Genomic DNA, 4,899 nt, shown 5'->3' on the forward strand with positions numbered 1-4,899 from the left:
TGGCCTGACTGGAATGGCACGTTGCAACAAATGTAGGAGCGGCGGTGCGGCGATCCGACTTGCCCGCGATGCGCCGCGCGGGCGGCGCTCGATCTTGAGAACGCCGACACCCTATCGACAAGCACCCTTCACTCCCCCAGATACTACGTCCCCCCCCAGCCACTGCCAACCGCCCCAAAACACCTCTGACTGAACCGTTTTTTGTGCTAGGGTTCGCGCCCTGAAAATTCTGCCGTGGGGCCGCAAGCCCGAAAAAAATACTGCAAACCACTTGGCACAAGGCCTACAGCGAATACCCACTATTCATTCACAAAGTACGCACACGTTATCCACAGGCGCTCGCCTTGCAAAGCCCCCGATACCGCATTATCTTGTATCTCCAGCGCAGCGAACCACTAGATGTTGGGTTTCGTGTAAAAATCACAAACACAAGTCAGCAGTCGAATTCAAGCAATTTTTCTGGCTGAACTTCAGGTGATTTCAGCAGCCAAACCGCTCCTGCGGAGGCGACCGAGGCAAGCCCTCTGGGCATTGTTCGGGTATGAGTGTTGCAGGCAACGCCTGGTACTCATCAGCACCGGTTTTCGGGCTTTGGCCCAGAACCTTTGACTTCGGCCAGGGAGCGGCAAGCTATTGCCCCTTATTCCTGAGTCTGTCCCGAAGTCGGTACGCCCGAGCGGGCGGATGCGTGCGCATGCCGCATCCCCGCCTGGGCCATCGAGCAAGTGGACGGAACGGTGGGCGCCCAAAAGGCGCCTGAACAATATAGAAACTGTGGAGACACCCACCCATGCAAACCGACACAACTCGCGAGAACCCGCAGGCCCAAGCGCCGCAGGCCGCCGATTCCAACCAGGATCTGGCTGCCACCGCTCCGGGTCAACTGCGCGTGATCAAGCGCAACGGCACTGTCGTCGCCTACACCGACGACAAGATCACCGTGGCCATCACCAAGGCGTTTCTCGCAGTTGAAGGCGGCACCGCCGCTGCCTCGTCGCGCATCCACGACACCGTCGCGCGCCTGACCGAGCAGGTCACCGCCACGTTCAAGCGTCGCATGCCATCGGGTGGCACCATCCACATCGAAGAAATCCAGGACCAGGTCGAACTGGCCCTGATGCGCGCCGGCGAGCAAAAGGTCGCCCGTGACTACGTGATCTACCGCGACCAACGCGCCAAAGAGCGCGCCACCCGCGCCAACACCGACGCCGTGGTCGAGCCGCACCCAAGCATCCGCATCACCCTGGCCGACGGCAGCCTGGCGCCGCTCGACATGGCGCGCCTGAACACCATCATCAGCGAAGCCTGCGAAGGCCTGGCCGAAGTCGATGGTGACCTGATCCAGCGCGAAACCCTGAAAAACCTCTACGACGGCGTGGCCATCAAGGACGTCAACACCGCCCTGGTGATGACCGCCCGTACCCTGGTAGAGCGCGAGCCGAACTACTCGTTCGTGACTGCCCGCCTGCTGATGGACACCCTGCGTGCCGAAGGCCTGGGCTTCCTCAGCGTTGCCGACAGCGCCACCCACCACGAGATGGCCGACCTGTACGCCAAGGCTCTGCCGGCCTACGTCGCCAAAGGTATCGAATTCGAACTGCTGAACCCGGCCCTGGCCGACTTCGACCTGGAAAAACTGGGCAAGGCGATCAACCACGAGCGCGACCAGCAGTTCACCTACCTGGGCCTGCAAACCCTCTACGACCGCTACTTCATCCACAAGGATGGCGTGCGCTTCGAGCTGCCACAGGTGTTCTTCATGCGTGTGGCCATGGGCCTGGCGCTGGAAGAGAAAGAAAAAGAAGCCCGTGCGATCGAGTTCTACAACCTGTTGTCGTCCTTCGACTACATGGCCTCGACCCCGACCCTGTTCAACGCCGGCACCCTGCGCCCGCAGCTGTCCAGCTGCTACCTGACCACCGTGCCGGACGACCTGTCGGGCATCTACCACGCGATCCACGACAACGCCATGCTGTCGAAATTCGCCGGTGGCCTGGGCAACGACTGGACCCCTGTGCGTGCACTGGGCTCCTACATCAAGGGCACCAACGGTAAATCCCAGGGCGTGGTGCCGTTCCTGAAAGTAGTCAACGACACCGCCGTTGCCGTCAACCAGGGTGGCAAGCGCAAAGGCGCTGTGTGTGCCTACCTGGAAACCTGGCACCTGGACATCGAAGAATTCATCGAGCTGCGCAAGAACACCGGTGATGACCGTCGTCGTACCCACGACATGAACACCGCCAACTGGATCCCTGACCTGTTCATGAAGCGCGTCTTCGATGACGGCAAGTGGACCCTGTTCTCGCCGTCGGAAGTGCCAGACCTGCACGACCTGACCGGCAAGGCCTTCGAAGAGCGCTACGAGTACTACGAAGCCCTGACCGAGTACAACAAGATCAAGGTGTTCAAGACCATCCAGGCCAAAGACCTGTGGCGCAAGATGCTCTCGATGCTGTTCGAGACCGGCCACCCATGGCTGACCTTCAAGGACCCGTGCAACCTGCGTTCGCCGCAGCAGCACGTGGGCGTGGTACACAGCTCGAACCTGTGCACCGAGATCACCCTGAACACCAACAAGGACGAGATCGCGGTCTGCAACCTGGGCTCGATCAACCTGCCGAACCACATCGTCGACGGCAAGCTGGACACCGCCAAGCTGCAACGCACCGTGAACACCGCCGTGCGCATGCTCGACAACGTGATCGACATCAACTACTACTCGGTGCCGCAAGCGCGTAACTCGAACCTCAAGCACCGCCCGGTCGGCCTGGGCATCATGGGCTTCCAGGACGCACTGTACCTGCAGCACATCGCCTACGGTTCCGACGCTGCCGTCGAGTTCGCCGACAAGTCGATGGAAGCGGTCAGCTACTTCGCCATCCAGGCCTCCTGCGACCTGGCCGACGAGCGCGGCGCCTACGAGACCTTCCAGGGTTCGCTGTGGTCCAAAGGCATCCTGCCGCTGGATTCGCAACAGATCCTGATCGAGGCGCGTGGCCAGAAGTACATCGACGTCGACCTGAACGAGACCCTGGACTGGGCGCCGGTCCGTGCCCGCGTGCAGAAAGGTATTCGTAACTCGAACATCATGGCCATCGCGCCGACCGCGACCATCGCCAACATCACTGGCGTGTCGCAGTCCATCGAGCCGACCTACCAGAACCTGTACGTGAAATCGAACCTGTCGGGCGAGTTCACCGTGATCAACCCGTACCTGGTTCGCGACCTCAAGGCCCGCGGCCTGTGGGACTCGGTCATGATCAACGACCTGAAGTACTACGACGGTTCGGTGCAGCAGATCGAGCGCATCCCGCAAGAGCTGAAAGATCTGTACGCCACCGCGTTCGAAGTCGAAACCAAGTGGATCGTCGATGCCGCCTCGCGTCGCCAGAAGTGGATTGACCAGGCTCAGTCGCTGAACCTTTACATCGCCGGCGCCTCGGGCAAGAAGCTGGACGTAACCTACCGCATGGCCTGGTACCGTGGCCTGAAAACCACCTACTACCTCCGTGCCCTGGCCGCGACCAGCACCGAGAAGTCGACCATCAACACCGGCAAGCTCAACGCCGTTTCCAGCGGCGGCGACAGCGCCCCGGCTCAGGCCGCCGGCCCAGCGCCAGTGCCGAAGGCTTGCGCGATCGACGAGCCGGATTGCGAAGCCTGCCAGTAAGGCCTTCGCACCGCTGAGGTGAACATGCCGCCTCAACCGCCTTCGGGGGGTTGAGGCGGTATTTTTTTGCCTCAAGAAAAGGCCGCAAGCGGCCGTTACACGCACCACCACCCGTAGGTGCTGACCGAGATCAAAACACCATATGCTGTGCCGATAAAAAAAAATCACACAAGATATAGGATCAGATCTCATTTACGGCTAGACTCACATCCGTGTTTGAAACAACAGGTTTCAGGTGAACGGAAGCACGCAATGCCGGTCGAAAAATTACCTTCGCATGGTCTTTGCGCCGCCCCGATCCACCCTGAATTCCGGTATACTTCGCGCCCCCAAAAGGGTTGAGCTAATGATCGACTGCGAGACGCAAGCGCCGCTTGCCCAGACCGCACGTTTTATCGTGGCCGTACAGCTTTCAGGCGCCTTGGCCCCTCGCTCGAGGGTAGGACAAGCGCTGACTCGAACAACTTCAAATGTGACGAGAGCCCGCTCTCACTGCCTGCCGTAACGCCTGATGGGTCTTGCGCAGTACAGGCATCACCTCAAAATCCAACCGGTTGCCACGAGCAACCCTCAAGCAGGAGCCAAACCATGCTGAGCTGGGACGAATTCGATAACGAAGACGGCGAAGTCGCCGCCAAAAGCAACACCCCTGCGCAAGCCGCCGCTGCCGCCACCCTCGACAAGCTCGACAGCGCCGGCGGTGCCGCCGCCCTGGAAGCCCGTGCGGCCACCGCAGCTGACTCGGACGCCGTGAAACGCGCCAAGGCCGCCCTCGACGCCCTCGACGTCGCCGAAGGCCTGGCCGAGCTGGAAGGCTCCGCAGCCCGTGTTGCCGTTGACGAAAAGCGCATGATCAACTGCCGCGCCGACCTCAACCAGCTGGTCCCCTTCAAGTACGACTGGGCCTGGCAGAAGTACCTCGATGGCTGCGCCAACCACTGGATGCCGCAAGAGGTCAACATGACCGCCGACATCGCCCTGTGGAAGAGCCAGGACGGCCTGACCGAAGACGAGCGCCGTATCGTGATGCGCAACCTCGGCTTCTTCTCCACCGCCGACTCGCTGGTTGCCAACAACCTGGCCCTGGCCGTGTACCGCCTGATCACCAACCCGGAGTGCCGCCAGTACATCCTGCGCCAGGCCTTCGAAGAGGCGATTCACACCCACGCCTACCAGTACTGCATCGAGTCGCTGGGCATGGATGAAGGCGAGATCTGCGCCTTGCCCTG

The 4,899-nt window shown here is 61.1% G+C and carries 2 protein-coding genes; both read left to right on the forward strand.

Going from position 1 to position 4,899, the window contains the following annotated elements:
* Window positions 1-790: 790 nt before the first annotated feature.
* Entirely contained in the window at window positions 791-3,670 is a 2,880-nt protein-coding gene (locus ACFY68_RS26065; protein ID WP_346616146.1) for a ribonucleoside-diphosphate reductase subunit alpha, read from the forward strand.
* Window positions 3,671-4,258: 588 nt separating this feature from the next.
* On the forward strand, window positions 4,259-4,899 hold a 641-nt coding region (locus tag ACFY68_RS26070), incomplete at its 3' end, for a ribonucleotide-diphosphate reductase subunit beta (protein WP_387533552.1).

The sequence above is a fragment of the Pseudomonas sp. NPDC012596 genome (genome assembly GCF_042902325.1).
In the GTDB taxonomy this organism is placed as follows: Bacteria; Pseudomonadota; Gammaproteobacteria; order Pseudomonadales; family Pseudomonadaceae; genus Aquipseudomonas.

Excerpts from the sequence above, each read along its gene's own strand:
- ACFY68_RS26065 (WP_346616146.1), top strand. The coding sequence starts at position 791 with ATGCAAACCGACACAACTCGCGAGAACCCGCAGGCCCAAGCGCCGCAG.